This is a genomic window from Halorussus caseinilyticus, assembly GCF_029338395.1.
In the GTDB taxonomy this organism is placed as follows: Archaea; Halobacteriota; Halobacteria; order Halobacteriales; family Haladaptataceae; genus Halorussus; species Halorussus caseinilyticus.
Genome location: NZ_CP119809.1, coordinates 2,008,376 through 2,034,655, shown reverse-complemented (window position 1 = coordinate 2,034,655; position 26,280 = coordinate 2,008,376). Strand labels below are relative to the sequence as shown.

The window sequence follows — 26,280 nt, the reverse complement described above, 5'->3', positions numbered from 1 at the left end:
AAGCGAAGTGGCTAGTGATGGCACCCTACACACTTATCGACTTCTGTGACGTACTCCCTCCGCCATGCCCGAGAGCGTCTACTCGGTGTACCTCGTTCAACGACACGGCGAACAGGGCGGCAAACGAGAGGTCACGTCTCCGGTGAGCGGCCACAGTCTGGAGTTCTACGACACCGGCGTCTGGATAGACCGCGATACGGGCCGGAACTTCTTCCCGTACGAGCAGATTCGAACCATCCGGGAGCATCCCGAAGGCGGGCGAGAGACCGAGAGTGCGGCACAGGCACGGACGCCCGAAGGTGGCGGCGGGGAGTCGGGGGCCGAAGAGGAGATGCTGGAAGACTGAGAGCGAGCGAACCGGAACGAATTTTCAGGGCGTCAAGCCGACGACTTCCCGGTTCAGGATGTCGGCGTAGCCCGAGAACGAGAACTTGAGTTGGGGGACGCCGGGGAACGTGAGCGTCTGGACCGCGAGCAGGGGTCGGTCGCCGTCGGCACCGAGCCGCCGGAGGGCCGCCTCTACCGCGTCGTAGAGCTTCGCGGTCTCCTCGACTTCGAGGTCCGAGCAGACGCCCGCGACCCGCGTCGGGAGTTCCGCGACGACTTCGCCGTCCTCCACGACGGCCCACCCGCCGCCCATCTCCGCGACGTGGCCGACCGCGGTTCGGGCGTCGGCGTCGTTCGTCCCGATGGCGAGGACGCCAGTGGTCTCCCAGACGACGCTGGTAGCGACCGCGCCCGAGTCGAGACCGAGACCCGTCACGAACCCGGTGAACCCGGTGCCGTCTCCCTTCGGGTGGCGGTCGAGCAGGGTCGCCTTCAGGATTCCCGCGTCGGGATTTGCGACGAGTTCGCCGTCCTCGACCGGCGGGGAGACGGTCGTCTCGCGCGAGAGCAGGCCGCGTTGGTGTTCGACCGCGCGGACCTCGCCGTCGGTGGCGGCGTCGGCGGACACCCGGAACTGCTCGGGGTCGGTCGAGACGTTCACCGAGTCGTAGAAGCGGTCGGGGTACTCGTGGCTTCTGGGCGGGACCTTCGACTCGCCCTTGTTGAAGACGACTTCACCGCCGCTGATTACCGTCGAGACGTTCACCTCGTCGAGGTCGTCGATGAGTACCACGTCGGCGACACTGCCCGGCGAGAGCGACCCGACGCCTTCCTCGTCCAGCCCGAAGTGGCGCGCGGGATTGAGCGTCGCCATCCGAATCGCGTCGGCGGGTTCGACGCCCTCCTCGATGGCCCGCCGGACCACCGCGTCCATGTCGCCCTCGTCTATGAGTTCGCGGGGCCACATCCCGTCCGTCGAGAGCGAGAGTTCGCCGGTCGGCACCTCGGGGTAGGCCTCACCTATCGCTTCCATGTCGTCCCGAATCGACCCGTAGCGCCCGATGGCGTGGATGCCGTTCTCGACGCGCTCGACGATTCCCTCGCCCGAGATGGCCTCGTGGTCGTCGTCGATGACGCTGGCGAAGGCCGCGAGTTTCTCGTCGGCGCAACCAGCGGCGTGGCCCGAGACGGTCTTGCCTTCGGCGTCCGCTCGCTCGTAGAGCAGTTCCGCGGGGGTCTCGCGGCCGACCGCGTGAATCCAGTCGGTCTCGCCGACGCCGACCACTCGGTCGTCGCCCAGCAAGTCCACGAGGGCTTGGGCCTCCTCGTCGTCGGCCCGGCGGGGTTCGAAGGTGTCGAGCAGGGGGTGAGGCGGGACCACGGCCCGGACCCGGACCGGGAGGTAGGAGGTAGCCGCGAGGAACTGCTCGACGCCCTCCGCGCCGAACGCCGGACCGTAGCCCGTGACCTCCGAGACGACCGTGGTGGTGCCGCCCTCGATTGCGTAGTGATAGGCGTTCTCGAACGTCTGGTGGAGGTCGAGGTGGGTGTGGGCGTCCACGAATCCGGGGGCGACGACGCGATTGCTGGCGGTGACGACGCGGGTGTCGTCGCCGATTACCGGGTCGGCGTCCTCGGGGAGGGCGGCCACGCGGTCGTCCACGATTACCACGTCGCGCGACTGGAACTCGCCGACTTCGGGCAGGCAGACCCGCCCGCCCGTAATCACGAGGTCGGCCGACTCCTCGCCGAGCGCGACCGACTGGAGGTCGTTCACTCTGCCACCTCCCAGACCACGACGCCGCCCTGTTCGCGCGACTCGACTTCGCCGCGTTCGTCCAACACGTCGAGGTGGCCGACCGCCTCGCTCATCCCCGAGAAGTACTCGGTCGCGGGCAGGTCCTCGAACAACTCGTTCATCACCTCGACGGCGGTGGTCGGGCCGTCGGCGACGATTCCGCGGACGTTCTCGGTGCGTTCGTCGTGGGCGTCCAGAATCTCGCCGATGCGCTCGTCGGGGTTCTCGATTTCCTCGCGGTGGCCCGGCAGGAGTCGGTCGAAGTCCCGGCCGCGGAGGTCCGCGAGCGAGCGGTTGAACGCCGGGAGGACGCGGGGTCGCTCGCCGCCCTCCTCGATTGGGGGTTGGAGCAGGGGATTGGGCGTGATGTCGCCGAGAACGTGGTCGCCGACGACGGCCTCCTTCTCCCCGTCGTCGGTCTCGTAGGTGAAAATCGTCTCGCCGGGCGCGTGGCCCTGCACGGCCTCGGCGGTGAGCGTCGTGTCGGCGACTTCGACGGTCTCGCCGTCTTCGAGTGTGGCGTCGGTCTCGACGCCGGGCGCGACCCGGAGGAACGACTCGGGGAGGTCAGTGACGGTTTCGGCGGTCGAGCGAGCCATCCCGTGGCGCTCGAAGAAGTCCACGAAGTACGACTGTTCGTAGTCGAGTCGGGCCTCGAAGTCGGCGATAACGTCGGCCGTCGTCGGACTGGCGACGATTCGCGCGCCCGCCTCCCGGAGGCGCGAGGCGAGTCCGAAGTGGTCGGGGTGGGGATGGGTCACCAGCACCTGCTCTACGTCGGTGGGTCCCAACCCGCGGGCTTCGAGTCCGTCGAGCAGGGCCGCCCACGCCTCCTCGCTTCCGGGTCCGGGGTCGATTAGCGTCCGCCCGGCGAGGTAGGCGTTGACGGGGCCGATTTGGAACGGCGTCGGTATCGAAAGCCGCGTGAACATACGCCCACTGTGGCCGTCTGCCGATAAACAGTTTTTGACACGCGCCGTCGCTCCCGAAGGAGTGACGCGACGTGAGCGCTCGAGGGCCGCCACGTCTCGGGGTTTCTCGGACCGCGGAGCCGCGGTCGGCCCACAGACCACGTGACTGCACTTGGCCCGACAGACAACAGGATGCGCTCTACTCATCATCCGACAGGATGCGCCGCGTCTGCGCTCGCGCTCGCGGTTCCCCGCGAGCGCAGACGCACGCGGGGAGGAACGGGGCGCGGTGCTGTGCGGTCGCGGTGCGGTAGCGGATGCGGTTTCGGTGCGGTCCTGATTGGCGTCGGCAATCGACTGCTGTGCAGTGGTGGTGCTGTGCGGTCACGTTGCAGTGTAGTCGCGGTGCAGTCGCGGTACAGGCACGGTGCGGTCCTGATTGACTCACGGAGTCGATAGTTCTCTCCGCGGTGACGGAACGGCGTCGTGGCGTCACCGTTCGCTACCACGACGGTCAGACGGGGAGACAGCAAAATAAACCTCGTGAAAATCTATACCTGTCTTTAAAAATTGTGAAATTATCTAAAAGCAATCTGTAGATGTCTCTTAGTGAACTCGACACTAGCTCTCGACTCGGGCACGGCGAGGGTAAAAGCTATATCTGTCCTCGTCGTAAGAACATAATGGTGTGCCAGAGATGAACAAACACTTCGAAGACGCGTGGTACTACGCCCGTCGCGCGGGCAAGCACCTCGGCCGCGGCGTGCGCGAGGAACTCGAACCCGCAGAGCGCCGCGTCCGGAAGGCGACGGGCCGCGAGCGAGAGGAATTGAACCGCGCCCAGCGATGGCGCGCGGAACTGAAGCGGACCGAGGACGAGGCCGCCGACAGAGCGCGCCGCGCCGTGCGGAAGGTGCGCAGGCGCGCTTGAGGGGGTTCGCGCCGCGCCTCGGCCGCCGGTCGGTTTTCCGAACGTAAAGTAAGTCTTAAGTCCCGGAAGAGGAAAGGATGGAGTACGCGGGTCGGTAGTCTAGTCCGGTTATGACAGCTCCTTCACACGGAGCAGGTCGGCGGTTCGAATCCGCCCCGACCCATATTCTCGCGACGAGCAACACCGCGAGCGACTTCTCTGTCGCTCGCTCGTCCGCGAGTCACAAATTCCGTCGTCGGAAGGATTCTGAACCAGACGAGTCGCACGCCCGGACCGGCGCGAAGCGCCGCACGCCCGGACCGTCTCGGCGAGGTTCGAATCCGCCCCGACCAACTATTCTGCCGCGAACTACACGGAGAACAGAACCATCTCGGTCGAGAAGTCCGCTATCCGTCACTCTACCGTCGTCTCGTTGCTCTCCTCGTCCGCAGTCGTCTCCGTCTCGGGTTCCTCTGTCTCTTCTGTCGGGGTCTCGGTCTCTTCGGTCGTCTCCGTTTCTTCCGTCGTTGTTTCAGTCTCTTCCGTCGTCGTGGGTTCCGTCTCGGGGTCGTCCGGGACCTCGGTCGTTGTCTCTGTCGTCGTTTCCGTCGCCGTCTCGGGGTCGTCGGGACTCTCGTCGGTTTCGGTCTCGGAGTCGCTCGAGGTTGCCGAATTCCCACACGAGCCGCCACTCGACAGTCGGACTTGGAAGTTTCCGCAGAAGTTGCCGTTCCCGGTCGCACTGAACCGATAGGTGTCGCCGACGGTCGGCTTGCCGGAACCGACCGGGACCAGCAGGTAGAACGTCGCTCCGTCGCAGGTCCGGCACTTGAACGAGTCGCCGTCGTTGCAGAGGCTCGACCCGAAGTATCGAAAAGTCTCTACGGTGCCGTCGCTCCCGTCGATTGTCGCTCTGCTTCCCTTCGTCACCCACCCCGTGATTCCCGACGTGGCGCGCCCGGCGTCGGACGCCCGCGACCCGAGTACGGAGAACCCGCCGAGTACCCCACCGCTGGTTTCGAGCAGTCGCCGACGCGAAATATCGTCCGTCATTCCTGTCCCCTGTCTCACAGTACGGACGTGGTATGTTAACTATTATCGAACTGAATCTGGTAGGTCTGCGAGTCCGTACTCGTCGCCGACTGCCTTCGTTCGTCGGCCCGCCGATTTAAATAGACGCTCGCTATCGTATCGTTTCCAAAATATGTTCTTGTCGATTACACCATTCTCTGTGTCGGTTTCGGCGACCGAACTTGATACGGTACGGGCCACGGCGTGTCCGCGCGGTCGGCGAACGCCTCGCGGTGCTTCGCCAGCACGTAGATGTCTTCCTCCCGGACCGGGACAATCGTCCGAACGTCGGGGAGCGAGGCCAGCGAGAGCAGTGTCTCGGCGTAGGCCGCAAGGTCCTCGTTCGGGTCGGGCGTCGTGACCGAATCCTCGCAGTATCTCGACCGGAGCGCGGGAGCGGTCTCCTGTTCGGAGACGGCAATCGTCGGGACGCCTCGCCGTCCGAGCGACCGGAGGCGGCGCTACTCGCGGCGTCGATGACCGGGACGAGTACGGCGTCTGGCGTCTCGACCGTCACGCACGATTCACCCCTCTCGGTCGGCCGACCGGACTCCCCGTGAACGCGTTCGCTATCACTGTTACCGACGCGACGACGCCGCGCCGTATGACTACTCGGTCACGTCAAAAAAGAGTCAGTCGAGCGTGTGGCGTCAGTTGCGACGCATGGCGACGAACGCGGCCGCGAGAAGCGCGACGACTGCCGTCGCGGGCGTGAAGCCGGGGGTGCCACCGCTGGAGTCTTCGGTGGTCTCCTCGGTGGTTTCGTCGGCCGTCTCGTCGCTCGACGTGGTGGCTTCGGTGGTCTCGGTGTCCTCGGCCGTGGTCGCAGTGTCCTCGGCCGTGGTCTCGGTGTCTTCGGCCGTGGTCTCCGCAGTCGTGCGGTTACCGCGGTCTTGGAGGTAGACGTAGCTCACGTCCGCGACATCCTGACCCTGTGCGTTCTGGTAGGCCACCTTGTCCGCGGAGGCGTTGTAGGTCTCGCTCCCGTTGTTGCGGACGAGGGCCACGACCAGCACTTGGGGTTCCTCGACCGACTCGTTCAGGGTGACGGTGAGGTTCTCGTGGTCGCCCGCCGCGAGGTAGCCGGTGCGGCCGATGCGTGCGCTACTCTGGTTGTAGACGACCGCGAACCCGCCGTCGGGCAGGTACGCGGAGTCGATGGTGAGTTCGTCACCGTCGAGTTTCTGGTCGGGGGCCGAAACGGATGCCGTTTCGTTCGTCCCGTTCGTGGTGGTAGTCGTCTCGTTCGTCGTCGTCTCGTTCGTCTGTGCGTCCATCGCGTTCGTAGTCGAGGTTGCGGAATCCGCGACGGCGACTCCGGTGAGTACCGCGAGCGCCAACACTGCCGCAACGAGGACCGTTCGTGTCGTACCTGTCATCGTTTTCTCTGCCCCGGTAGATGTGTCTCGGCGACGTTACGTGTCGAGCGAGCGCACTGGGGCGCTCGCGGCCGAGAGGCTTCCGGAACGTGGTCCGTTCGTTGACACGCCAATGAAAATTACTTTACGGTACCGAATGTTACAAAATATCACGACCATTGGTGGCGAAAGACTGCCGACGAGTGCCGCGGTACCGAGGCGTCAGTTCGCTCCCAACCGATATATATGGCTCATAGAAAACACTTAACCTATCCGTGCCGGAGCGACGAACGCGCCCGGAGTACTATGAGTACGGACCCTGACATCCTCGACACGCCGACCGACGCGGACCGCTCCGACGATTTCCAGACCGACCGACGCGCCGCGCGCCCGGACATCGAGTTGTGTTCCGTCGTCGTGGATTACGAAGACGGACCCGACCGCCGGACAGTCTACCCGGACGGCCTTTCGAGCGTAGAGCGAATGTCTACGTGGCTTACCGCAGACGACGACGCTTTCGTAGACCTCGAATCGGCACGCTGAACTTCTGAATACCTCGTTTTCCGGTCCTCGACTCGTCTCTCGTCCGTTCGCTGGCGTCGGCCGTCGCGGGTCCGTGGTCGCCCGACCTCGGCGTTACTGTGGGGGATGTTCTCACCGGGAACCGACCGCATCGGAACCGAGCCGACCGCACCCAAATATATCAGTACCCCGAATAGTTTGATGTAGTCGGGGGTCTTCGACCCGAACGGCTATGAATCGAAGCCGACGAGACTCGGCCGACCTGTCGAACAGCGCGCCCGACGACGCCGACAGACCGCTTCCCGACGACCTACACTGGGTGCTGACCGACCGGCGGCGGCGGGCGGCGCTGGACCACCTCCGCGAACACGGGTCGGCGACCGTCGCCGAGCTGACCGACACCATCGCCGGGTCGGTGGACCAGCACCCCGAACGACTCCGCGTCTCGCTCGACCGCCACCATCTCCCGGTGATGGACGAGGCGGGCCTGCTCGACCGGAACGAGAGCGAACGCGTCGTGCTGGCCGACCTCACTGCCGAGACCTGCGAGCGAATCGACCACAGCGTCGAGCGGTTCGAAGACGACGAGTCGTAACCCGCGCGCCGACCGACTCGTATTCAAGGAATCGATAGAATTAATAAGGTCTGCTCACGCCAGTCGGACATGAACCTCGCCCTCCGACTGCTGGTCGCCTGTTTCGTGATTACCGCACCGACGGTCCTGTTTCTCGGCCTGATGCGCGGACTGGAGAAGATGCGCGACGACGCGCTGTTGATGGCGCTCGCGGAGCGCGACGACACGCCACAGGACGTGTCGAGCGCCGCCGCCCAAGCCCTCGACAAGGGTCCGATTCGCGCCGACGGCCGCGGGTCGTCGGACTCGTCCGACGACCCGCTCCCCACCGCCGACTCGTTCGTCTGTTCGACCTGCGGCGCGTCGAACATGACGGGCGCGCGGTACTGTCAGGACTGCCTCGGCGAGCTGAATCGGTAGCTTCGCTACCACTTCAGCGCGGCGTTGGGTTACGACCGAACGCCACCGTCAGCCGCCGTTATCTCGATGCCACTCGGCCGAAGCGCTATCGTCGGGTCGACTGCTGTGGCACCCGCGTTCTCGAACGTTTGCGCGGCGCTGGGACCGCTCTCGACTTTGAGACCGACCTTGACCTCCGTCGCGGGCGGAATTCCGGTCCACGTCTGGTCGGAATCCGGTCTGACGACGATTTCCTGCCGAACGACCACGCCACCGGCCGCCGTCCGGCAGGCGATGCGGCATCTGACCGCTCGGTTGAGCGCGCTGGTGACGGTGATGGTCCCGTCGAGACCGAGGTCCGCGTCGATTACGTCGCCGGTCGGTGAGCCACCAGCCACGTCTCGCGGGAGGTCGGTCGGCCCGTCGCTCTCGTCGGTCCTGCCGGATGCAGTTGTGTCGTCCTCAGGGGTTCCGCGGTCGTTTTCGCTGGTTTCGGGGATACCTCTGGAACCGACGGACGACGGCGAGGACTCACCTCTCGTGGCCCCGCCGACTGGGTTCCGGGGTGACACAATTCCGGCCGAGATAAGTTTGTACGCGAGTGCTACACCGACTACTCCAGCCACCAACGGAAAGATGAAGAACGCGGGCACGAGCCCCTCGCTGGCGATGAACGAGAGCGGGAGACCGTTCGTCAGCAGCGTGAACACGGTGAGTACAAGCGAGAGAACACCGTTGACTGCGGCGACACTCGCGGCGACGGCCGCACCACCTGTGACTGTTGGCGGTCCGCTCGCGTAGAGTGCGACGGCGCTACAGGCCACGAGTATCAGAAAACTCGTGACCGAGTACGACCCGAACGGGAAGACGAACCCGAGCAAGTCCACGCTCCCGACGGCGTAGTCCACCACGAACGCGAGAAAACCTGCGACTGCACCGATGCTGAACCGACGGCCGGAGGGAAATTCGTACGTTAATTCGGTCGTTGACATGAGTTTGGTCGTGGGAGTGATTCGTTTCGTGACGAGACGCACGGCCTGCGACGGCCGTCGCAGGCCGTGCGTTCTGCCGAATCCGGCGGCCAGTTGGCGCGTTTCGCCGGATTCGGTGTCCGAGTGCCGTGTTTCGGCGTCAAGTCGGCTCTGCAGGGGTCGCTACCACTGGTTGCGCTTGTTCCAGACGTGACGGGTGTACTGGATGAACTCCTCAAACGGCTTTCCCCGGCCGGTGCTTCGCGTGAGTGGAATCTTGATGTCGCTGTTCGGATTCGTCGTGTGGAGTCGGAAGTACGACCGCCGCGTGTAGAGTGTGGCGGCGAAGATGGCGATAGACACGAGGAGAACGAACGTAGCAACGTCGCTCGTATCCGTGGCGAACAGAACCAGCGACAACACGAGCAACGCGACACCCAGCGCGAACCAGCCGAATTTGAACAGTCGCCCCTGCGTTACGGCGACGACGTTCTTGAGCGGGATTTCACGGAACGACTTCGCGCCGAGGGTCTTGTCCATCCGGAGGATGCGCCGCTGGGTGAGATAGCACTTGCGCCGTGTGAAGAGACTGAACAGGTACGGCCGCCACGTCACCACCCGTATCACCTCTTCGTCGTCGGGGAGAAACGACGCGATTTCCGGATGCTCTGATTGAGACATGACTGAATAAATATATATGCTCGGTCGCTATTTTAAAAGTGCTGGTCGCTGACAGCGGGTCCAGAAAAAGAGCGATGAACGGGAAAGCGTCGCTACAGGAAGTCTTCGATGTGGTCGGCGACTTCGTTCGGCGTGTCGCCCACAGGGACGCCAGCGTCGTTCAGCGCGTTGATTTTGCTCTCGGCGGTGCCCGTCCCGCTACCGGAGACGATTGCGCCCGCGTGACCCATGCGCTTGCCCGGCGGGGCGGTCCGACCGGCGATGAAGCCAGCGACCGGCGTGTCCATGTTCTGTGCGATGTACTGGGCGGCCTCTTCCTCGTCCTCGCCGCCGATTTCGCCGCACATGACGACCGCCTTCGTGTCGGGGTCGCTCTCGAACAGTTCCAGCGCGTCGATGAAGTCCGTGCCGATGATGGGGTCGCCGCCGATGCCGATGGCGGTGGTCTGGCCGATGCCTCGGGACGTGAGGTTGTCCACGACTTGGTAGGTCAGGGTGCCCGACCGCGAGACCAGACCCACGTCGCCGGACTCGAAGATGTTGCCCGGCAGGATGCCGAGTTTGGACTCGCCGGGGGTGATGATGCCCGGACAGTTCGGGCCGATGAGTCGGGTATCGACCTCGCTCAGTCGCTTGTTGACCTTCGCCATGTCTTGGGTGGGGATGCCCTCGGTGATGGCGACCACGAGGTCCAGCGGCGCGTCGAGACCCTCGAACACGGCGTCACCCGCGAACGCGGGCGGGACGAACACGACCGAGGCGTCGGCGTCTTCTTCGCGGGCGGCCTGCTCTACGGTGTCGTAGACCGGCACGCCAGCGACCTCTTGGCCGCCCTTGCCCGGCACCGCACCGGCGACGACGTTGGTGCCGTACTCCATCATCTGCTCGGCGTGGAACTTGCCTTCCCCGCCGGTGATACCCTGTACGACGACTCTGGTGTCCGAATCGACTAAAACGCTCATTGTGCTTCCTCCTCTGAGTATTCGACCGTGCGTTGAACCGCGTCTTCGAGGGTCTCCTCGACCGTGACGAGTTCGTCGTTCAGAATCTCGCGGCCCTCCTCGGCGTTGGTCCCGGCGAGGCGGACGACCACGGGCTTGGGAATCTCGTCGAACTGCCCGAGGGCGTCGTTGATGCCCTTTGCAACCTCGTCGCCGCGGGTGATGCCGCCGAAGATGTTGAACACGACCGCATCGACGTTCTCGTCGGAGAACACCATGTCGAGCGCGTTGGCCACGCGTTCGGCCTTCGCGCCGCCGCCGATGTCGAGGAAGTTGGCGGGTTCGCCGCCGTAGTAGTCCACGAGGTCGAGCGTCGTCATCACGAGACCCGCGCCGTTGCCGATGATGCCGACGTTACCCGAGAGTCGAACGTAGTCGAAGCCGTACTCGCCGGCCTTGCGTTCGAGGTCGTCCTCGTAGGTCTCTTCTTCCATCTCGGCGAGGTCCGACTGGCGGAAGAGGGCGTCGTCGTCGATGTTCATCACGGCGTCGGCCGCGATGATTTCGTCGTCCTCCGTGACCATCAGCGGGTTGATTTCGACCTCGCTGGCGTCTCGGTCGTCCCAGAGCTGATAGAGAGTCCGCAGAACCGACGCCACGTCCGAGGCGAGTTCGCGGGGGACGCCCGCGTCGTAGACGGCTTTGCGGGCCTGATAGGGGTGCATCCCGAACGCGGGGTCCACGTGTTCGCGCGCGATGGCTTCGGGGGTCTCCTCGGCGACGGACTCGATGTCCACGCCGCCCTTCGTGGAGACCATGGCGACCGGCTTGCCCTCGCCGCGGTCCATCGTGACGCCCACGTAGAGTTCGTTCACGAAGTTCACGGCCTCTTCCACGAGAACGCGCTCGACGTGGTACCCCTTGAGGTCCATCCCCAGAATCTCGTCGGCGACCTGTTCGGCTTCCTCGCGGCTTTCGGCGAGTTTGATGCCGCCAGCCTTCCCGCGACCCCCGACGTGTACCTGTGCCTTCACTGCGACGGGGTAGCCGATGTCCTCGGCGGCCTCGACTACCTCGTCTACCGACGACGCCAGTTCCGCGTCCGGCGTCGGAATTCCTGCCTCGGCGAAGACGCTCTTCGCCTGATACTCGTGTAATCTCATTTTGGACTCGGACGGTACTTTCCTCGTACAAGAGTTAGTAGTATCGGAATCGCCGAGAACTGCCACCCGAGCCTCGGCGTCGTCTGCCGAAATGGTACTCCGAGGCGAGTAAATTAGCGGGCGAGAAATCCGACCCGCACGTCCCGGAGTGTCGGACTCGTGCGCTCACCCGTCGAGGACGCCGATTCGCTCGCCGCGGTAGCCGAAGACGTTCTCGTAGCCGTACGCCGACATCAACACGGGGTAGAAGGGTTCGTCGGCCACCAACTCCCGGTCGTCGGCGGCCGCGAACGCCTCGCCCTCCGGAACGCGCTCGAAGTTCTCGGCGAACACCTCGTAGTCGTCGGCCCCGTTCTTGGGCACCGGTCGGCCGAGGCGGTAGACTTCCACGTCGTTCTGGTCGTAGCCAGCGACCGGTTCGTCGTCGGGAAGCGCACCGGTCGCTTCGAGGAAGCCGTAAATCAGTTCGACCGCGTTGTCCGCCGCGCTGTCCGACCCCTGTAGGCCGCACTCCGCTTCCACGACGTGGGGGTACTCGATGAGTCTGCCGTCGCTCTCGGCCTCGGTTTCGACCAGCACGGAGACCGGGAGGTACGGACACACCGACCGCGCAATCGCGTCTACCGTGTCCACCAGCGCGAACGGTTCGGCGTACGACTGGGTAGAGTGGAGCGACAGCGTGGTACAGTCGCGGACCTCTCGCGCGAGGTCCGCGGCCAGTCGTCGCTCGTGGGTGTCGGCGTCCGGGTCGCCGGGGAACGCGCGGTTGAGGTCCTCTTCGACGTACCGAACGTCCTTCTCCAGTGCCGCCTCGTTCGCCACGACGAACTTGACGGGTCGCTCGACGGCGGGCGACTCGGCGAGGAGTCGCTCGACGGCGCGGACTCCGCACGGTTCGTCGCCGTGGATGGCCGCGACTACCGCAATCTCGGGCGCGCCCTCGCCCAACTGCTCGATTCGCATCGAAGAAAAAACCGCATCGCTCGCCCTTGAGAGTTTCGACTCTCAGTCGTCAGCGGGGTCACACAGCGACCGGAACGGGGATTCGAGCGTCCAGCCAGCGTCGGTCAGTCGCACGTAGTCGTCGGCTTGGTCGTACTCCACGAGACCCGCGGCCCCGAGTTTCGGGACGTGCGTGTGGTACAGCGAGAGGTAGACCTGCAACACGTCGTCGGGTTCGATGTCGGGGAGGGGTTGGCCGTACTCCGCGACCGCAACCTCGTCGGCGAGGTCCGGGAGCGACAGGTCGTCGTGTCCCAAGAGCGTGACGTACGCGGTCCGGCGGCGGTGGTCGGCGAACAGGTCGAGCAGTGCGTCGAGCGAGACCGGATAGTCCGCGGACTCGAACGACTCGATAGTCGGGACCATCGCCTCGAACCGGGATTCGGGTCGGTACTGGACGAGTCCGCGGTCGGGGTCGTAGCTCACGAGACCCGCGTCGGCGAGTTTCGGCAGGTGAGTGTGATGGAGACGGGCGAGCATGCGGGTTTCGGCGGTTTCCGAGTCGGTCTCGTCGGTCAGTTGCGTGGCGAGGTCCGCCACCAAGAAGGCGTCGTCGTCGCTCTCGACGAGGTGACGGAGAAGGTCCCGGCACTGCCGATTCGAGAGTGCGTCGAAAGTGGCGTCTAACGGAGCATCGCGCTCAGGACTGTGCCGTCGGGCGTTCGCCGTCGTGTCTTGGCGAGAGTCGGTCGTAGTCATGTGATGACCTCCTGTTCGGGGAGTGTGTCGCGCGCAGTTGGGGACCACACTGGCTACACAATCGACGCGAGAAGTATATAAGTTGTCGATTCGTTTTGATTACGTGTCTAATAAAAGAGGCAAACTAGGGGTCGGAGACGGATTCCGCGAGCGAACTCACTCCAGCGAGTCGGCGTAGGCGAAGTCGGCGGCGTCTGCTTCCGGTCGGGTCTCGTCGAACCCAATTTTCCAACCTTCCAACACGTCGGGTGTTTCGAGCGCCCGCGTCATGGTCTCGCGCACGTCCGGCAGGTCCACGCCGTAGTAGTCCGGCGGCACGCCGTGGAGGTACTGGAGCGCGGTCCTGAACAGCGACCGCATCCCGGCGTCGTCCTCGAAGTCGAAGTGCTTGTACGCGCCCGCCGCGACCTGCACCATCCCGTGGAGGAACGCGCTTTCGGTGGTCCCGCTCCCGTAGTTGTACCACTCGTCTTCGAAGCAGTCGTGGGACTCGTGGAATTCCCCGGCGTTAAACAGGCGGACGCCGTGAGCGGTCGCGCGCCGGAGCGTGTCGTGTTCCCAGTGGCCCTCGGCGGGGAGCCATCCGGTCGGCGTGCCGACTCGCGGCGGCTCGACCGACTCGTCGCGGGTGTGTTCGTCCATGCGGCACACGTAGACCCGTAGCCGGGTAACGTCGTCGGACGAAGGAGGCGGCCGCGCGAAAGTGCTATCTTCACTACCTCCGTACACCCGCCGATGAGTTTCGTCGCGGAGTTCGTAGTTAGCTCACCGATACTTCGGGAGACCAGAAAAGTCGTCCCCGAAATGACCTTCGAGACCGAAGACGTTCGACGGATGCCCGACAGCAGTCAGAAGTTCGTCTTCTGGGCCAGCGGCGACGACTTCGACGCCTTCGAGTCCGGCGTCGAGGACGACCCGACCGTCGCGGACTACTGCCTCCTCGCGGACCTCGGCGACCGGCGACTCTACCGGGTGACGCTCTCGGAGTCGGTCGCCGAGCGAATGACTCACTCGGTGGCCGTCGAGCGAGACATCACCTTCCTCGACGTGACCGCCGACACGACCGAGTCTCGGGTCCGCGCTCGCGTGCCCAACCGGGACGCGCTCTGTGCCTACCGGGACGCCTGCCGGGAGATGGGGTTCCCCTTCCGACTCGTCGGCATCTACGACGAGTCCGAGACAAACGCCGACGGCCAGCAGTACGGCGTCACGACGCCACAGCGCGAGGCGCTGGTCTGTGCGCTGGCGGCCGGATACTTCGACGTGCCGCGCCGGACGACCCTGACGGAACTCGCCGAGGACCTCGGCATCTCCGACCAAGCGCTGTCGGCCCGACTCCGGCGCGGACAGGCGAGTCTCGTCGAGAACGCCCTCGACGGCGACGCGGCGACTTAAACAGTTGGCCCTCCAACGGGGAGAGATTCCCGTCCGGTACCCATTGTGAGAGTATGACCTACAGTAAAGACCGGCTTGGCGCGTCGAAGGAGTTCCGGTATCAGGCGACGGCCGATTCGACGCCCGCCGAGGCCATCGTCGCCGCGGTCACGGCGTCTGGGGGAGCGTCCGCCTTCGACGGACCCGAGGACGTGACTCGACTGCCGCCGCTGTACGACTCGGTGGACACCGACGCGCTGAACGCTATCTTCGACTCGTCGTGGGGCGAACGGAACGCGGACGTGTCGGTGACGTTCGACTACTCGGGGTACGCGGTGTCGGTCGATAGCACGGGAGCGGTCGAACTCACGCACGGGCGGTGAGCGCCGTCCGCCGACGCCCGACCCCAACAGATACGCCGAACGAGCGCGAAGTGTCGTCCGTGTCCGTCGTCCACGACTACCACGTTCACTCGAACTACTCGGACGGCACGCAGATGCCGCGGATGTTGGACGCCGCCGCCGACGCGGGTCTCCGAGCAATCGGGTTCGCCGACCACTGCAACGTCGCCCAGCGCGAAACACTCCTGCGAGGCAAGCGCGAGTACGGCATCAACTTGGACCGAACCTATCCGCTCCGCCGGGAGGCCGTCGAGTCGCTCCGCGAGCAGTACGACCTGCGCATCTTCGACGCGGTGGAGCTCGACTACGACCCCCGCGACGAGGGCGACATCGCGTCGTTTCTGGACGACGCCGACTTCGACTACGCCGTCGGGAGCGTCCACCGCGTCGAGGGGACCAACGTCCAGCGGAGCGCACCCTTCGCCGAGATGCCCGAGCGAGAACGCCGGGCGTTCGTGGACGACTACTACGAACGCCTCGCGACCCTCGTGGAGTCGGAACTGTTCGCTATCGCGGCCCACGTGGACCTCGTGGAGCGCACGCCCGAACTCCGGGGGTACACCACTGCGGACCACCACGCGATGGTGGCCGACGCCTTCCGCCGGTCGCGGACCGTTCCGGAGGTCAACGCCGGGCGCGTCCTCCGGGACTACGGCGAGTACCACCCCGCGCCCGACTTCCGAGCCGCGCTTCGAGAGCGCGGAATCGAGTTCGTCACCGGGTCGGACGCCCACGAACCCGACGAGGTGCGAGAGCGACACGCGGCGCTGGAGGAGCTGTTCGCCGAGCGCGAGGTGTCGCCGGTCCGACTGTTCGAGTGAACCGGTCGGTAGCGGCGTTTCGCCCTGCGGTTTCCGACTCGGACGGCTGTCCGAGTCGGAAACCGCAGACACGCGCGGTAGCAATCCCTCTCATCGTTAGAGAACTGTATACATGTCTCGAAGCAAGGTATATATATTCGAGAGAAATCGATACGTTTCCGATAGCGGAGCGGTTCCGGACCGGTGGGCGTTCGCGTTCCGACTCCCGAACCCTTTTGACTGACCGGTCAGTTAGTTTCTCGTAGTGACTGCGAGCAAAGCCGACGAAACCACGGAGGACATCGTAGAGGCGACCTACTGCGCGCTCTGCGAGTGCGGGTACGCCGGGTTGACGATGCAGGACATCGCCGACCGGTCCGAGGCGAGCAAGTCGTCGCTCCACTACCACTACGACACCAAACACGACCTTCTGCTTGCGTTTCTGGACCACCTCTTCGAGTCGTTCGCCGACCGGTTCGAGACCGATTCCGACGCCGACCCCTTAGACCGATTCGGGGCGCTGGTGGACGAGGTGTTGGACGACTCCGACGACGAGGCCCGTCGGGACTTCCGGACCGCGATGCTGGAAATCAAAGCCCAAGCACCCTACGACGAGGCGTTTCGGGAGCGTCTGACCGAGTTCGACGACCACGTTCGGGAGTGCGTCCGGTCCGTCGTCGCCGACGGTGTGGAGTCGGGCGTCTTCCGGGCCGACGCCGACCCGGAGGCGACTGCGGAGTTCGTCGCCACGGTCTTCGACGGCGCTCACACCCGCGCGATTTCGACCGACAGCGGACTGGCCCACGCGCGCCGGGCGCTAGCCGACTACGTGGAGCGCGACTTACTGGCCGACGGGGTGGACCGGGAGGTCGAATTCGCGTGAGTCTGCGCGAGCAAGTCGGGACGCTCCGCGAGCGACTGAGCGGCACGTTCAAAGACCAGTCGGACCTCGATTTGACCGAGGGCGGCATCGGGTGGCCGCTGTTCTACCTCTCGCTACCCATCGTCGTGACGAACCTGCTCCAGACCGCCTACAACCTCGCCGACACGTTCTGGCTCGGCCAGTACAGCACGAAGGCATTGGCGGCCATCAGTTTCGCGTTTCCGATGGTGTTCCTGCTCATCTCGCTCGGGATGGGCCTGTCCGTCGCGGGGTCGATTCTAGTCGCTCAACACGTCGGTGCGGACGAGGAGGAGCAAGCCGAGTACGCGGCGTCCCAGACTGTCACCTTCTCGCTCCTCGCGTCGGTGGTGTTGGGTGCAGTCGGCTACACCTTCGTCGGGGACTTCCTCGCGTTCCTCGGGGCCTCGCCCGACGTTCTCTGGCGCGCGGAGGCGTACATGCAGGTCATCTCGCTCGGCATCGCCTTCATGTTCGGCTTCTTCGTGTTCATCTCGCTCATGCGGGGGTACGGCGACACGGTGACGCCGATGCTGGTGATGCTCGGGACGGTCGTCCTCAACGTCGTGGTAGACCCGTTCCTCATCATGGGTTGGGGTCCGTTCCCCGCGATGGGTATCGAGGGTGCGGCAATCGCCACCGTCCTCTCGCGGGCGATGGCGATGGTCGTCGGTCTCGGAATCATGTTCCGGGGGAACCGCGGCGTCCAGATTCACCTCTCGCAGATGACGCCCGACCTCGACTTCTTCAAGAAGTTGCTGGGAATCGGGATTCCGGCCTCCATCGAGGGGACCGGCCGCGCGCTGTCGGTCAACCTCCTGTTGTACGTGGTCGGCCTGTTCCCGACCACGGTGGTCGCGGCGTTCGGCATCGGAACTCGAGTGTTCTCGGTCATCTTCCTGCCCGCCATCGCGGTGGCCCGCGGCGTCGAAACCATGTCGGGCCAGAACATCGGCGCGGACAAACCGGACCGTGCGGCCAGCGCCAACGACTTCGCCGCGAAGGTGATGTTCGGCGTCTTGGCCGCCATGGGCGTCGTTATCTTCCTCGGCGCACACGGCGTCGTCGCAGTGTTCACCGACGACCCGGAGGTCATCGACATCGGCGCGAACTTCCTGCGGTGGGTCGCACCCTCCTTCGGGTTCATCGGAGTCATGCGAGCCTACACCGGCGGGTTCCGCGGCGCTGGCAAGACGCTGGTCGCGGCGGCAATCTCCATCTTCATGCTCGGCGTCGTCCGCCTGCCGGTCGCGTGGGTCGGCGCGCAGAGCTTCGGGCCGGAGGGCATCTGGATGGCGTTCCTCGTCTCGAACGTCGTCGGTGCCGTCGTCGCCGTCCTCTGGTTCAAACGCGGGACGTGGCGCGACGCCGACGTTCGCGGGGAACCGAAGGCCACGTCCGCGGACGACTGACCCGCTCGCAGGTTCGTCGGCGCGTCACGACCCGTCGTCGCTCTCCCGCGGGTGCGACCTCTCGTCCAACAGGTCCAGCGCCCGCGCGAACGCTTCCTCGCTCGTCTCGAACTCGCCTTCGTGGGTCCACTCGTCGTCGGCGGTCGTGTACACGTCGAAGTCACCGCCGCGGTACTCGTGGCTCTCGACGTACAACTCTCGCTCGACGCCTCCGTCGTCGTCCACGAGTAGCCAGATTCCGAGTTCCTTGCCGCCTTCGAGGTCCCGCCGTCGCTCCCAGTGCATGCCGAACGTGAACGATGCGCAGAGGTTAGGCTTTGGTGGGCGTGGCCGCCGCTACCGAACCAGTCGCGTCAGAAGTGTTGCGAGGGCCCGCGTGGGCCGAGGTTTGCGAGGGCAAGACGCTCCGAAGCGGTCTTGCTTGCACTCGTCTCCAAGTGCGAGGGAAGGGATTCGAACCCTTGGACCCCTACGGGAGCGGATCTTGAGTCCGCCGCCGTTGGCCAGGCTTGGCTACCCTCGCACGCGGTCGGGTTTCGTTCGGGCTTTCAGCCTGACGTTTCTTCCTAATGAGGCGGGTATATAAACCTCCTACGGTGTCGGACGGAGCGTCGAGCGTCCCGACACCGATTCGGCGTGAGATTGCGAGAGAGGCAAAAAGAGGGAGAACGACGGGACTGAGATGGACCCAGAGATAGCGACTCCTCGAACCAATCACGACCGCTACCGCACCGCCACCGCGGACCACACTCTCCCCAACCGACTGCGTTGCTCGGCCGCCCTCGTTCGCGTCGCTCACGAGACGGCCTGCGCTACTCATCCCTCTTAGCAAAAAGTAGAGGCGACGCCAGCGCAAGCCCGGAGAGAAGGCTTCGCCGACGACTTCCAGAGACGCCGAACCGATAACACTTTTCGGGCGACGGACCACCTTCCGGTATGACCGACGACGCCGAAGAACGCCTCGCAGTGGCAGAGCGCGCCGCGAGCGCCGGAAGTCGAGTCGCGGCCGAGAGCTTCAGACAGGGCATCGAAGTCGAGACCAAATCAGAGAAGACCGACGTAGTGACCGAGGCCGACCGCCAGACTCAGCGTCGGGTCATCGAGGTCATCCGCGAGGAGTACGTCGAGGACGCCATCGTCGGCGAGGAGGAAGACGAGTTGAAGGAGGTCCCCGACGAGGGACCGGCGTGGGTCATCGACCCCATCGACGGCACGAACAACTACGTCCGGTCGATTCCCGTCTGGGCGACTTGCGTGGCCGCGGTTCGGGACGGCGAACCCGTCGCGGCGGTCAACGACTGCCCGGCGCTGGGCGAGACGTTCGTCGCGGGTCCCGACGGGGTTCGGCGCGACGGCGAACCCGTCTCGGTCAGCGAGCGGACCGACCCCGAGACGTTCACCGTCGCGCCCACCATCTGGTGGGGGTTCGACCGGCGCGACGAGTACGCCGCGGTGTGCCGGGAACTCGTCGAGCGATTCGCCGACATCCGGCGGTTCGGGTCGGCGCAGGTCACCCTCGGCATGGTCGCCGCCGGGTCGCTCGAAGGCGCGGTATCGAACGTGGACCCCAACCCGTGGGACACCGTGGCGGGCGTCCACATGGTCCGGCAGGCGGGCGGCACCGTGACCGACCTCCACGGCGACCCGTGGCGACACGACTCCGAGAGCCTCGTCGCTTCGAACGGCGAGGCCCACGACGAACTGGTTGCCGCGCTCCAAAACGTCGCCTGACGGGGGACTTGTTGTCTGACTAACCACAAAATACCCCGCTTCTGGCGAGATGAATTCTAAGGATATTTAGTCTGAAAGAATCTGATGTAGGATATGGAACTCGATGATACCGACCGCGCAATCTTGGAAGCACTGCAGGAAGATGCGAGAACTCCGTTCAGTGAAATTGCACGCCGAATCGACATGTCGAGTGCGACAGTTCACGACCGCGTGAACCGAATGGAGGACGCTGGCGTTATCGAAGGCTATCACGCGAAGGTTAATCCGAAAGCTCTCGACTACGGAATCTCCGCTATCGTGGGTCTACAGGTCGAACAAGGACAAGAGCAAGACACGCTCGGCCGACTCGAAGATATTCCCGGCGTACAGCAAGTCCACCTCACCACCGGGTCGTGGGACGTACTCATGCGCGTCTACGCCGAAGACGCCGACCGCCTCCGCGAACTCATGTTCGAGAACGTCGCCCAGATGGACGGGTTCGCCCGTTCCCAGACGATGGTCATCCTCGGCACACCCTACGAGACCGAAGAACTCCCGATAGACGAGAGCGAAATCTAACGCGGTCGCACGGACGGCGACCCGGGTCGTTTACTCGAAGCGACCGGAGTGGCCAGTGCCGACTGCGGTCCGCCCGACGACGCGGCGCGAGCGACTGCCGACGACACGGCCGAGACCGGAACCGTAAAACGGCCGCGTTACACCTTGGGAAACATGGGTACCGCAACCGAGCGGATGGACACCGAACAACTCTGGGGTGGCGCAGTCGCGGCGTTATTAGCCGCGCTGGTCGGCGGTGCGCTCGTCTTCCCGGAGCGCGTCTACTACGGATTCGTCTGGCACTACTTCTGGGGACCGGTCGTCGCCGACGCCAAGAGCGCCCAGTGTGCGGCCTACGCCGACGGGACGGTGACGTTCCTCTACGAGTCGGCGGCGTGTCAGACCGCGGCCGAACCGGTCGCGTACCCCGGCTACACGCTGGTCTCGGAAGTCGGTTACGCGCTCACGATGTTGCTCGCGCTGTTGGGCGTCGTCTTCATGCTCCGGCGACTCGGCGTCGGGCAGGACCGGGGACTGTTCTACGCGCTGTTCCCCTACATGCTGTTCGGGGGAGCGCTCCGCGTGGTCGAAGACGCCTTCGACGGACTGTCGGCGGCCGACGCCGCCATCACCTACCCGTGGAACACCCTCATCATCAGTCCGGTCATCTACTTCACGATGTTCGCCATCACGCTGGCGGCCCTCCTCGGGAGCGTCTCGCTCCGGAAATCGGGCGTCGTGGACGACTACGAGTTCCCACTGGCGGGTATCGGCACGGTCCTCCTCGCCGCGACGGTAGGCTATCTCGGACTGCTGGCGTTCACTACCGACTACGTTGACTTCCACCCCCAAATCTCCATCATCGTCCTCGCCGGTGCGACGGTGGTGACGTGGCTGACGTGGCAGGGTATCGAGCGATACAAGCCCGAAATCAACCGCGGAACCGGCCAGATGGGTCTGGTCGTTCTGTGGGCACACGCGGTGGACGGCGTGGCCAACGTCGTCGGCATCGACTGGGCGAAGGAACTGGGCCTGCCCGCGGACCTCGTGCCCAAACACCCGGTCAACCGCGCGCTCATCGGCGTCGGCGAGCAGTTCCCCGAACCCGTCGTGAACCTCATCGGGACGGCGTGGCCCTTCCTCGTCGTGAAAATCGTCGCGGCGGTGTTCGTCGTCTGGGTGTTCGACGAGGGAATCTTCGAGGAGAGTCCCCGCTACGCCATCCTGTTGCTCGTCGCCATCGTCGCGGTGGGTCTCGGTCCCGGCACGCGGGACATGCTCCGGGCGACGTTCGGCATCTGAGACCGTCCGTCTCGTCATCCTCGCGCCCTCGCTCTCCGCGCTAACTCCGAAGTCGCTCCAGCGTCGTCTCCGGGAAGTACCGGCCGCCGCAGTTGGGACACTCCGCCACTTCCACCGAGTCGAGCGAACCGACCCCGAACCGGTCCGCGGCCACCTTCCGGCGCGTCAGCGACGACCCGCAGGTCGCGCAGTCGAGTTCGAACTCCGAAGTCACGGGCATCCCCCCCGATAGTTGCCTCTCAGAAATGGTGTCATACGTTAGCACGTATACCTCCGTTCGATATAAAACCCTCGTTTACTCAATAACGAATTCCGACTCTAGTCGAGCCGTTCGCGTCGTGGATTCGGAGTCGTGAGTCGTCCTCGGCGTCGGAACCGTCCGCGAGCGGGCGGCCCTTTTATCCACCCGACGGTGGTCCGGCCCCTCCGCTTCCGACCACCTAAGCACGTCTTTTAGAAATGTATAGATATGGGAAGAAAAGAGAAAACTTTCCAAGGGAACGAATTAGTTGTCCGGGAACGCGCGTCCGGTTCCGAGCAGTCGCTCCGCCCCGGCGACGGTGACACACGAGACGAACGCCGTGGTCCCGAGTTTCCCGCCCGCGCCCGAGAACGCCGCGGCGACGGTGACGAAGACCAGTCCGCACACCGCCCCGGCGAGCGCGACCCGGCCCGCGCCGCCGAGTCGGTCGGTCGAGGACATCCCGACGAACGACGCGCAGAACGCGGCCGCGGCCAGCGTCCCGCCGGACCCGAGCGCGAGCGCAGGGAGTCCGGCGACGAGACCCACGACCGCAGAGCCGACCACCGCGCCCAGTCCGAGGCGGACGCTCAGGACCGCAGTGGCGACCGCACCCGCGACCGAGACGGGGACGACGAGACCGGCCTGCGTCCACGCGAGCGCGCTCGCGGCGGCGTAGTCCGCGCCGGTCAGGACGGCCGTCGCCGCGCACCCGAACAGCGCGAGCGTGCCGAGTTTTCCGCCGAAGCCGTCGAACGCGCGTTCGGCGGCGACGAACGCGAGACCGGCGAGCAGGCCCGCTACGGCGAGGTAGCCGACCGAGGGAAAGAGGTCAGGCGAGGCCATGCCCACGAACGACCCGCAGTAGGCGGGAACCGCGATTTCGGCGGCGAACGCGCCCGCGGCCAGTCCGACGAGCGCGGAGGCGACCACCGGACCGAGACCGAACCGGACGCTCAGAACGTAGGTGAGGACCGCCGCGGCGACCACCGAGAGCGCGTCGATAATCTCCCCGCGGCCGAGTTCGGGCGCGTCCGGCGTCCCGAGCGCGCGGTCGCGCTCGGCCGCCACCGCGACGCCGCCCGCGAGGACCAACCCGCCTTCGAGACCGACCGTGGCGGTCGAGGCGCTCCCGGCGAACAGCGCGCGGGCGAGCAACGCGACCGGGGTTAGCGACAGGACGACGTAGCCAGCGAGACGAGTCGGCGCGTACACGCCCGCTCGTAGTCCGTCGACCCCTGTAGTGGGTTGCGATTCCCCGCCGGACTGCCGGGAGCGCGAGCGGTCGTCAAGCCCTCACGGATACGGGTGGTGGTCGCGGTCGGGCCGGAACTCGAAACCCAACTCGGCGGGCACCTCGCGGGCGCGTTCGCCGAAGAACGCCTCGCCGGTGAAAAGCGGTTGGGCCGCGGGCACCAGCGCGCGGACCGCCTCGAACCCCAACTGGTCCACGTCGCGGGTCGTCAGGCGCGCGGCGTAGGCCGGGAGGTCGGCGTCCGCGAGTCGGGCGAGAACGGCGTCGAGTTCGGTCCCGCCGGTCGGCGGGTCGGCCGGGCCGACGCTCGCGGTGGGGACCGCCGTCTCTGCGGTCACGAACTCCCGTGCCGTCTCGGGGAAGTCGGCGTACCGCCCGATTGCGCCGTCGGCGTCGGCGGCGTCGTCCTCGCCCATCGACCGGAGTTCCATCCAGTTCTGGAGGGCTTCCGCCAGCGCGGAGACCGCCGCGGCGTCGGGGTTCAGGTCGGCGTCGGACCCGACCGCGAACCGGGGCCACTCGCCGTCTCGATGCACTGCCACGGCGACCACGGGCACGTCCACGTCCTGCGTGACCAACAACGGCGTCACGTCGAGGTTTTCCGCGCGTGCGCGCGACCTGAGCGTCTCGAACCGCTCGCTCTCGACCGACAGTCCGAGGGGTTCGAAAGTCGAGTACCACGCGAGCATGGTGGCGTCGCGCTCGATTACCTCGTAGAGACCCGACAGCAGGGCTTCGACGGTCGAACTCCCGAGACCGAGACCGGTCGTGATGGACGGCTTGTACCGGACCTCCGGCGGCGGGAAGTGGACGAACTCTGCCGGGAGCGAGACCGACTCGCCGGTCCGTAGGTCCTGCCCGTCGCGCCACGCCACTTCGTCGTCGGGCGAGGGGTCGGCCCACCCCTCGGGCCGGACGAACGCCGCCGGTTCGACCGCGGAACCGAGGTCGGCCGCGCGCGCCGTCTCGAACTCCCCGACGCGGTAGACCCCCGCGGCGTAGCGTTCGAGCGCCTCGCCCAGCGCCTTCATCAGCGCCTCGTTCCAGTCGTGGGCGACTCCGGCGGCCTGTTCTGCGGCCTGCGCGTCGCTGAACTCGGAAGTGTCGGCGAGTTCGGCGAGGTAGTACGGCGCGGGGAACGACTCGGCTTCGCCGATGGTCGAGACGACGCCCACTCGCTCGTCCACGGACTGCTCGGCCCGCGAGAGCGCGCTCTCCAAGTCGGTGTCGGCGTACTCGCGGTCTATCGCCGGGCCGCCCTGCGCGCTCGGTCCGGATTCGCCGCAGACCGCGCACCCCGGCACCGGAAGCAGGGTGCGCTCGGCGTGTGGTACCTCCACGACGCCCCCGAGGACCGCCGATTCGCCGCCAGAGAGTAGGGTCGCGGCCTCGCGCCCGGCGAGCGCGCCCGCGAAGCGCGCGCTCGCCGAGTCGATTTCGGCGTCGTCCCCACCGGCGTCGCCGCCCTCGTCGTCCAGATTCGCCGCGACTCGCGTCCGGAGACACTCCCAGCAGGCGGTCCCCGGTGCGAACCCCGAGACGGCGGCGTCCACGTCGGGTATCGCGTGGCCGCCCGCGCCGCCGAGTTCGACCGCCAGCCACGGCGTTCCGGTCTCGCGCGCCGCCCGGGACGCCTCGCCGAAGGCGTCGGCGTCCGTCCCGCCCGCGACCACGGCGAAGTCGGCGGTCCCGACTCGCCGGGGGTCACACTCGACGGTCTCGGCCCGCACGTCGGCGAGCGCGGCCGTCACCGCGTCGATTGCCGGACCCGACCCGACGAGTCCGACGGTGGGTGCGTTCATGGCGCTACCGAGGGGCGCGGTTCGGAAAAAACGCTGTGCTATCGCTCCGGGGTCAGTGGGCCGAAGAAATTGTGGTTTGAGTCGTCAGTGCAGGAGACTCTGGGCCGCGCTCGCCAACTGGTCGGTGTCCGCGTTGCGCAGGTCGTCGTTGGCCAACTTGAGGCGCAGGCGCGGTCGACCCACGTCGATGGGGACCTTCTCGGTACCGATGAGACCCATGTCTTCTAGCTTCGTCTTCGTGCGCGAGAACGTCGCCTTGCTGGCGATGCCCACGTCTTCGCCCCACTTGCTGATGTCGTAGAGCAGGGCCTCGTTCTTGGCGGCCACGAGCAGGCTGATGGTAACCTCGTCGAGTCCGTCACCGTCGCCACGCGCGGTCTCCATCGACGACAGCACCTCGTCGAAGTCGTGCTGGGCGTCGGGGCTGATTTCGTCGCCGAGCGTGTCCCGGACCTGCGAGAGCGGCGGCGTGCGGAGCGAGAACTCGTCGGCCGACTCGAACTGCGCGGTGTACGAACTGTTCGCGTCCGAGACGAACTCGGCGTCGTCGGCGGTGAGACCGCCCACGCGGTCGTCCGCGGTCACGAGCGCGATGACCACTTCGTCGGTGACGAGCAGCGAGTTGCTCGGCACCTCGTCGGTGGTCCGGAGTTCGAGCGACCCCGCGGCCATGAGGTCGGCGGCGTTACTGGCGACGATGAAGTCTTCCATCACGTCTTTCAGCGTCCCCGACTGCGCGAGCATGCGCAGGGTCGGCAGGTCGCCTTCGTACTTCGTCGCGACGTTGATTAGCTCTTCGATGGCGTCCTTCGAGGGGTTGACGACGAGCATCGTATCCGGTGCCTCGTCGATGACCGTCCGAAGGATTTCGGCGATTTCTTGGTCGAGTAAATTCGATTCGGTCTCCATGTACCGACAAACGTTTTACCCCTACTTAATTTTAACGTTAGTAACGGGGGGAAATCACGGATTATCCGGAGAGAGGTCGAAGTCAGTTACACAATTCTAATCCGAGACCCAAATGGGTTTTGGGTTCCACGCCATTTTGCAACCGAATTAACATCTCCGGAGCAAAACCGAAAGAAGGAAGCGGGGTTAGAGACCGCCATACTGAATTCGAGACGCGCGTTAATAGGATTAATGACGGCTTTCCAGAGTTATTATCCTTCCCTAAATGCGTGAAAGATACGAAACAAT

The 26,280-nt window shown here is 65.6% G+C and carries 30 protein-coding genes and 2 tRNA genes; 15 read left to right on the top strand and 17 right to left on the bottom strand.

Annotated elements, in window-relative coordinates:
• The first annotated feature begins 64 nt into the window (after positions 1-64).
• Positions 65-346 carry a hypothetical protein gene (locus P2T60_RS10180; protein ID WP_276279134.1) on the top strand — a complete coding sequence of 94 codons (282 nt, stop codon included), beginning with the start codon at positions 65-67 and terminating at the stop codon, positions 344-346.
• A gap of 24 nt (positions 347-370) precedes the next feature.
• On the opposite strand, the gene P2T60_RS10175 is transcribed toward P2T60_RS10180, so the two are convergent.
• Together P2T60_RS10175 and P2T60_RS10170 are read right to left on the bottom strand one after the other, a co-directional pair.
• Complete coding sequence (locus P2T60_RS10175) at positions 371-2,104, bottom strand: adenine deaminase C-terminal domain-containing protein (RefSeq protein ID WP_276279133.1); 1,734 nt, start codon at positions 2,102-2,104, stop codon at positions 371-373.
• Positions 2,101-3,057: an MBL fold metallo-hydrolase gene (locus P2T60_RS10170; protein WP_276279132.1), complete on the bottom strand. Its 957-nt coding sequence runs from the start codon at positions 3,055-3,057 to the stop codon at positions 2,101-2,103. The genes P2T60_RS10175 and P2T60_RS10170 overlap by 4 nt, the downstream gene beginning before the upstream one ends.
• Before the next feature lie 676 nt (positions 3,058-3,733).
• Between P2T60_RS10170 and P2T60_RS10165 the strand changes: the two genes are divergently transcribed.
• Together P2T60_RS10165 and P2T60_RS10160 are read left to right on the top strand one after the other, a co-directional pair.
• Positions 3,734-3,967 carry a DUF7553 family protein gene (locus P2T60_RS10165; RefSeq protein ID WP_276279131.1) on the top strand — a complete coding sequence of 78 codons (234 nt, stop codon included), beginning with the start codon at positions 3,734-3,736 and terminating at the stop codon, positions 3,965-3,967.
• Between the two features lie 88 nt (positions 3,968-4,055).
• Positions 4,056-4,130 (top strand) — tRNA-Val (locus P2T60_RS10160).
• A gap of 230 nt (positions 4,131-4,360) precedes the next feature.
• On the opposite strand, the gene P2T60_RS10155 is transcribed toward P2T60_RS10160, so the two are convergent.
• Positions 4,361-4,999: a hypothetical protein gene (locus P2T60_RS10155; RefSeq protein ID WP_276279130.1), complete on the bottom strand. Its 639-nt coding sequence runs from the start codon at positions 4,997-4,999 to the stop codon at positions 4,361-4,363.
• A gap of 200 nt (positions 5,000-5,199) precedes the next feature.
• Here P2T60_RS10155 and P2T60_RS10150 point away from each other — a divergent pair, with 200 nt between their 5' ends.
• Positions 5,200-5,577, top strand: a complete 378-nt coding sequence (locus P2T60_RS10150) for a hypothetical protein (protein WP_276279129.1) — start codon at positions 5,200-5,202, stop codon at positions 5,575-5,577.
• Positions 5,578-5,667: 90 nt separating this feature from the next.
• Here P2T60_RS10150 and P2T60_RS10145 read toward each other — a convergent pair whose 3' ends face one another.
• On the bottom strand, positions 5,668-6,396 hold the full coding sequence (locus P2T60_RS10145) for a DUF7282 domain-containing protein (protein ID WP_276279128.1): 729 nt from the start codon (positions 6,394-6,396) through the stop codon (positions 5,668-5,670).
• Positions 6,397-6,681: 285 nt separating this feature from the next.
• Between P2T60_RS10145 and P2T60_RS10140 the strand changes: the two genes are divergently transcribed.
• From P2T60_RS10140 to P2T60_RS10130, 3 genes are all read left to right on the top strand, one after another.
• Positions 6,682-6,918: a DUF7511 domain-containing protein gene (locus P2T60_RS10140; RefSeq protein ID WP_276279127.1), complete on the top strand. Its 237-nt coding sequence runs from the start codon at positions 6,682-6,684 to the stop codon at positions 6,916-6,918.
• Positions 6,919-7,129: 211 nt separating this feature from the next.
• Complete coding sequence (locus P2T60_RS10135) at positions 7,130-7,492, top strand: DUF7344 domain-containing protein (protein WP_276279126.1); 363 nt, start codon at positions 7,130-7,132, stop codon at positions 7,490-7,492.
• Positions 7,493-7,561: 69 nt separating this feature from the next.
• Positions 7,562-7,891, top strand: a complete 330-nt coding sequence (locus P2T60_RS10130) for a zinc ribbon domain-containing protein (protein WP_276279124.1) — start codon at positions 7,562-7,564, stop codon at positions 7,889-7,891.
• Between the two features lie 29 nt (positions 7,892-7,920).
• Here P2T60_RS10130 and P2T60_RS10125 read toward each other — a convergent pair whose 3' ends face one another.
• The 7 genes from P2T60_RS10125 to P2T60_RS10095 form a co-directional block, all read right to left on the bottom strand.
• Positions 7,921-8,862: a hypothetical protein gene (locus P2T60_RS10125; protein WP_276279123.1), complete on the bottom strand. Its 942-nt coding sequence runs from the start codon at positions 8,860-8,862 to the stop codon at positions 7,921-7,923.
• Between the two features lie 162 nt (positions 8,863-9,024).
• Entirely contained in the window at positions 9,025-9,522 is a 498-nt protein-coding gene (locus P2T60_RS10120; protein WP_276279122.1) for a hypothetical protein, read from the bottom strand.
• Between the two features lie 92 nt (positions 9,523-9,614).
• Complete coding sequence (gene sucD / locus P2T60_RS10115) at positions 9,615-10,484, bottom strand: succinate--CoA ligase subunit alpha (protein ID WP_276279121.1); 870 nt, start codon at positions 10,482-10,484, stop codon at positions 9,615-9,617.
• Complete coding sequence (sucC, locus tag P2T60_RS10110) at positions 10,481-11,692, bottom strand: ADP-forming succinate--CoA ligase subunit beta (RefSeq protein ID WP_420028679.1); 1,212 nt, start codon at positions 11,690-11,692, stop codon at positions 10,481-10,483. The genes sucD and sucC overlap by 4 nt, the downstream gene beginning before the upstream one ends.
• A gap of 99 nt (positions 11,693-11,791) precedes the next feature.
• On the bottom strand, positions 11,792-12,589 hold the full coding sequence (locus P2T60_RS10105) for a M14 family metallopeptidase (protein ID WP_276279119.1): 798 nt from the start codon (positions 12,587-12,589) through the stop codon (positions 11,792-11,794).
• A 42-nt stretch (positions 12,590-12,631) separates the two neighbouring features.
• Positions 12,632-13,327: a DUF7344 domain-containing protein gene (locus P2T60_RS10100; RefSeq protein WP_276279118.1), complete on the bottom strand. Its 696-nt coding sequence runs from the start codon at positions 13,325-13,327 to the stop codon at positions 12,632-12,634.
• 156 nt (positions 13,328-13,483) lie between these two features.
• The gene (locus P2T60_RS10095) at positions 13,484-13,969 is read right to left on the bottom strand and encodes a DUF309 domain-containing protein (protein ID WP_276279117.1); all 486 of its coding nucleotides are present in this window, start codon (positions 13,967-13,969) and stop codon (positions 13,484-13,486) included.
• 93 nt (positions 13,970-14,062) lie between these two features.
• Here P2T60_RS10095 and P2T60_RS10090 point away from each other — a divergent pair, with 93 nt between their 5' ends.
• The 5 genes from P2T60_RS10090 (at position 14,063) to P2T60_RS10070 (ending at position 18,215) form a co-directional block, all read left to right on the top strand.
• A complete protein-coding gene (locus P2T60_RS10090) occupies positions 14,063-14,722 on the top strand; it encodes a helix-turn-helix domain-containing protein (RefSeq protein ID WP_276279116.1) in 660 nt (219 codons plus the stop codon).
• 53 nt (positions 14,723-14,775) lie between these two features.
• Positions 14,776-15,084, top strand: a complete 309-nt coding sequence (locus tag P2T60_RS10085; protein ID WP_276279115.1) for a HalOD1 output domain-containing protein — start codon at positions 14,776-14,778, stop codon at positions 15,082-15,084.
• Between the two features lie 59 nt (positions 15,085-15,143).
• On the top strand, positions 15,144-15,923 hold the full coding sequence (locus P2T60_RS10080; protein ID WP_276279114.1) for a PHP domain-containing protein: 780 nt from the start codon (positions 15,144-15,146) through the stop codon (positions 15,921-15,923).
• Positions 15,924-16,167: 244 nt separating this feature from the next.
• Entirely contained in the window at positions 16,168-16,785 is a 618-nt protein-coding gene (locus tag P2T60_RS10075; protein WP_276279113.1) for a TetR/AcrR family transcriptional regulator, read from the top strand.
• Positions 16,782-18,215, top strand: coding sequence for an MATE family efflux transporter (locus P2T60_RS10070; protein ID WP_382209252.1), 1,434 nt, complete (start codon positions 16,782-16,784; stop codon positions 18,213-18,215). Before P2T60_RS10075 ends, P2T60_RS10070 begins: the two co-directional genes overlap by 4 nt.
• A gap of 24 nt (positions 18,216-18,239) precedes the next feature.
• Here the strand turns inward: P2T60_RS10070 and P2T60_RS10065 are convergent, their stop codons facing one another.
• On the bottom strand, positions 18,240-18,500 hold the full coding sequence (locus P2T60_RS10065) for a hypothetical protein (protein WP_276279112.1): 261 nt from the start codon (positions 18,498-18,500) through the stop codon (positions 18,240-18,242).
• A 153-nt stretch (positions 18,501-18,653) separates the two neighbouring features.
• A tRNA-Leu gene (locus P2T60_RS10060) sits at positions 18,654-18,738 on the bottom strand.
• Positions 18,739-19,151: 413 nt separating this feature from the next.
• On the opposite strand from P2T60_RS10060, the gene P2T60_RS10055 reads away from it, so the two are divergent.
• The 3 genes from P2T60_RS10055 (at position 19,152) to P2T60_RS10045 (ending at position 21,785) form a co-directional block, all read left to right on the top strand.
• Entirely contained in the window at positions 19,152-19,946 is a 795-nt protein-coding gene (locus tag P2T60_RS10055) for an inositol monophosphatase family protein (RefSeq protein WP_276279111.1), read from the top strand.
• Between the two features lie 93 nt (positions 19,947-20,039).
• On the top strand, positions 20,040-20,504 hold the full coding sequence (locus P2T60_RS10050) for an Lrp/AsnC family transcriptional regulator (RefSeq protein ID WP_276279110.1): 465 nt from the start codon (positions 20,040-20,042) through the stop codon (positions 20,502-20,504).
• A 153-nt stretch (positions 20,505-20,657) separates the two neighbouring features.
• Positions 20,658-21,785: a DUF63 family protein gene (locus tag P2T60_RS10045; RefSeq protein ID WP_276279109.1), complete on the top strand. Its 1,128-nt coding sequence runs from the start codon at positions 20,658-20,660 to the stop codon at positions 21,783-21,785.
• Between the two features lie 40 nt (positions 21,786-21,825).
• Here the strand turns inward: P2T60_RS10045 and P2T60_RS10040 are convergent, their stop codons facing one another.
• The 4 genes from P2T60_RS10040 to tbsP form a co-directional block, all read right to left on the bottom strand.
• A complete protein-coding gene (locus P2T60_RS10040) occupies positions 21,826-21,999 on the bottom strand; it encodes a zf-TFIIB domain-containing protein (RefSeq protein WP_276279108.1) in 174 nt (57 codons plus the stop codon).
• A 291-nt stretch (positions 22,000-22,290) separates the two neighbouring features.
• Positions 22,291-23,241 carry a hypothetical protein gene (locus P2T60_RS10035; protein ID WP_276279107.1) on the bottom strand — a complete coding sequence of 317 codons (951 nt, stop codon included), beginning with the start codon at positions 23,239-23,241 and terminating at the stop codon, positions 22,291-22,293.
• Between the two features lie 81 nt (positions 23,242-23,322).
• Positions 23,323-25,083, bottom strand: a complete 1,761-nt coding sequence (locus P2T60_RS10030; protein ID WP_276279106.1) for a YcaO-like family protein — start codon at positions 25,081-25,083, stop codon at positions 23,323-23,325.
• A gap of 84 nt (positions 25,084-25,167) precedes the next feature.
• A complete protein-coding gene (gene tbsP / locus P2T60_RS10025) occupies positions 25,168-25,992 on the bottom strand; it encodes a transcriptional regulator TbsP (protein ID WP_276279105.1) in 825 nt (274 codons plus the stop codon).
• Between the last annotated feature and the right edge of the window lie 288 nt (positions 25,993-26,280).

Excerpts from the sequence above, each read along its gene's own strand:
- P2T60_RS10180 (WP_276279134.1), top strand. The coding sequence starts at position 65 with ATGCCCGAGAGCGTCTACTCGGTGTACCTCGTTCAACGACACGGCGAA.
- P2T60_RS10170 (WP_276279132.1), bottom strand. The coding sequence starts at position 3,057 with ATGTTCACGCGGCTTTCGATACCGACGCCGTTCCAAATCGGCCCCGTC.
- P2T60_RS10165 (WP_276279131.1), top strand. The coding sequence starts at position 3,734 with ATGAACAAACACTTCGAAGACGCGTGGTACTACGCCCGTCGCGCGGGC.
- P2T60_RS10155 (WP_276279130.1), bottom strand. The coding sequence starts at position 4,999 with ATGACGGACGATATTTCGCGTCGGCGACTGCTCGAAACCAGCGGTGGG.
- P2T60_RS10145 (WP_276279128.1), bottom strand. The coding sequence starts at position 6,396 with ATGACAGGTACGACACGAACGGTCCTCGTTGCGGCAGTGTTGGCGCTC.
- P2T60_RS10140 (WP_276279127.1), top strand. The coding sequence starts at position 6,682 with ATGAGTACGGACCCTGACATCCTCGACACGCCGACCGACGCGGACCGC.
- P2T60_RS10135 (WP_276279126.1), top strand. The coding sequence starts at position 7,130 with ATGAATCGAAGCCGACGAGACTCGGCCGACCTGTCGAACAGCGCGCCC.
- P2T60_RS10130 (WP_276279124.1), top strand. The coding sequence starts at position 7,562 with ATGAACCTCGCCCTCCGACTGCTGGTCGCCTGTTTCGTGATTACCGCA.
- P2T60_RS10125 (WP_276279123.1), bottom strand. The coding sequence starts at position 8,862 with ATGTCAACGACCGAATTAACGTACGAATTTCCCTCCGGCCGTCGGTTC.
- P2T60_RS10120 (WP_276279122.1), bottom strand. The coding sequence starts at position 9,522 with ATGTCTCAATCAGAGCATCCGGAAATCGCGTCGTTTCTCCCCGACGAC.
- sucD (WP_276279121.1), bottom strand. The coding sequence starts at position 10,484 with ATGAGCGTTTTAGTCGATTCGGACACCAGAGTCGTCGTACAGGGTATC.
- P2T60_RS10105 (WP_276279119.1), bottom strand. The coding sequence starts at position 12,589 with ATGCGAATCGAGCAGTTGGGCGAGGGCGCGCCCGAGATTGCGGTAGTC.
- P2T60_RS10100 (WP_276279118.1), bottom strand. The coding sequence starts at position 13,327 with ATGACTACGACCGACTCTCGCCAAGACACGACGGCGAACGCCCGACGG.
- P2T60_RS10095 (WP_276279117.1), bottom strand. The coding sequence starts at position 13,969 with ATGGACGAACACACCCGCGACGAGTCGGTCGAGCCGCCGCGAGTCGGC.
- P2T60_RS10090 (WP_276279116.1), top strand. The coding sequence starts at position 14,063 with ATGAGTTTCGTCGCGGAGTTCGTAGTTAGCTCACCGATACTTCGGGAG.
- P2T60_RS10085 (WP_276279115.1), top strand. The coding sequence starts at position 14,776 with ATGACCTACAGTAAAGACCGGCTTGGCGCGTCGAAGGAGTTCCGGTAT.
- P2T60_RS10065 (WP_276279112.1), bottom strand. The coding sequence starts at position 18,500 with ATGCACTGGGAGCGACGGCGGGACCTCGAAGGCGGCAAGGAACTCGGA.
- P2T60_RS10055 (WP_276279111.1), top strand. The coding sequence starts at position 19,152 with ATGACCGACGACGCCGAAGAACGCCTCGCAGTGGCAGAGCGCGCCGCG.
- P2T60_RS10050 (WP_276279110.1), top strand. The coding sequence starts at position 20,040 with ATGGAACTCGATGATACCGACCGCGCAATCTTGGAAGCACTGCAGGAA.
- P2T60_RS10045 (WP_276279109.1), top strand. The coding sequence starts at position 20,658 with ATGGGTACCGCAACCGAGCGGATGGACACCGAACAACTCTGGGGTGGC.
- P2T60_RS10030 (WP_276279106.1), bottom strand. The coding sequence starts at position 25,083 with ATGAACGCACCCACCGTCGGACTCGTCGGGTCGGGTCCGGCAATCGAC.
- tbsP (WP_276279105.1), bottom strand. The coding sequence starts at position 25,992 with ATGGAGACCGAATCGAATTTACTCGACCAAGAAATCGCCGAAATCCTT.